Source organism: Polaromonas sp. P1_G2 (genome assembly GCF_056405515.1).
Map to the genome: position 1 here is coordinate 1 of NZ_JBFUBY010000492.1, position 1,477 is coordinate 1,477.

At 64.8% G+C, this 1,477-nt stretch carries 2 protein-coding genes; both read left to right on the forward strand.

The window, feature by feature from the left end:
• Positions 1–7: 7 nt before the first annotated feature.
• Positions 8–940 carry a sulfate adenylyltransferase subunit CysD gene (cysD, locus tag AC1D0P_RS25570; protein WP_477679296.1) on the forward strand — a complete coding sequence of 311 codons (933 nt, stop codon included), beginning with the start codon at positions 8–10 and terminating at the stop codon, positions 938–940.
• Positions 940–1,477: GTP-binding protein (locus tag AC1D0P_RS25575; RefSeq protein ID WP_477679295.1), on the forward strand; the 538-nt coding region annotated here is incomplete at its 3' end. The genes cysD and AC1D0P_RS25575, both read left to right, overlap by 1 nt.

A 1,477-nucleotide genomic window follows, 5' to 3' on the forward strand; every position in this document is an offset into this window, starting at 1 on the left:
CTCCCACCTGCTGCCAGCCGACCCGGCGACCTCCATCGCGCGGCTGTCCAACTCCCACCTCGATGCGCTGGAAGAAGAAACCATCTTTATCCTGCGTGAAGTGGCCGCCGCCTTTGAGCGCCCGGCCCTGCTGTTTTCGGGCGGCAAGGACTCGCTGGTGATGCTCAAGTGCGCGGAAAAAGCCTTCGGCGTGGGCCGCATCCCCTACCCGCTGCTGATGATTGACACCGGCCACAACTTCCATGAAGTGACCGACTTCCGCGACCTGCGCGCGAAGGAACTGGGCGCCGAACTCATCGTGCGCAACGTCGAAGACTCGATGAAGCGCGGCACCGTGCGCCTGGCCCATCCCGGCGAATCGCGCAATGTGCACCAGTCGGTCACGCTGCTGGAGGCGATTGACGAATTCCGCTTTGACGCGCTGATTGGCGGCGCYCGCCGCGACGAGGAAAAGGCACGCGCCAAGGAGCGCATCTTTTCGCACCGCGACAGCTTCGGCCAGTGGCAGCCCAAGGCCCAGCGCCCTGAGCTCTGGACGCTGTTCAACACGCGGCTGCAGCCCGGCGAGCATTTCCGGGTGTTCCCGATTTCCAACTGGACCGAACTCGACGTCTGGCAATACATCGAGCGCGAGAAGATTGCCCTGCCGTCGCTCTATTACGCACACCAGCGCAAGGTGGTCGAACGCAAGGGCCTGCTGGTGCCGGTGACCGACCTCACGCCCGCGCGCGACGGTGAACAGGTGGTCGAGAAGACCGTGCGTTTTCGCACCGTGGGCGACATCACCTGCACCTGCCCGGTCGATAGCCCGGCCGCCACGGCCGCTGAGATCGTGATCGAAACGCTGGCCGCCGACGTCAGCGAGCGCGGCGCCACGCGCATGGACGATAAAACTTCCGACGCTTCGATGGAAAAGCGCAAGAAAGATGGGTATTTCTGATGAGCACGACTGATTTGATCGCCGGCGACGCCAAGCTCGTAACGGTTCCCGGCCAGAACGACCTGAAGCCGGCGCTGAAATTCATCACCTGCGGCTCGGTCGACGACGGCAAGAGCACGCTGATCGGCCGCCTGCTGGTGGACAGCCGCGCGGTGCTGCAGGACCACCTGGCCGGCGTGCAGCGCGGCGGCGAGACCGACCTGGCCCTGCTGACCGACGGGCTTTCCGCAGAACGCGAGCAGGGCATCACCATCGACGTGGCCTACCGCTACTTCGCCACCGAAAGCCGCAAGTTCATCATCGGCGACGCACCCGGCCATGAGCAGTACACCCGCAACATGGTGACGGCCGCCTCGAGCGCCGACGCCGCCGTGGTGCTGGTCGATGCCACCAAGCTCGACTGGAAAAACCCCGCGCTGGAACTGCTGCAGCAAACCCGCCGCCATTCGCTGCTGGTCAACCTGCTGCGCGTGCCGTCCATCGTGTTCGCGGTGAACAAGCTCGACGCCGTGGAAGACCCGGTGCTGGCCTTCAAGA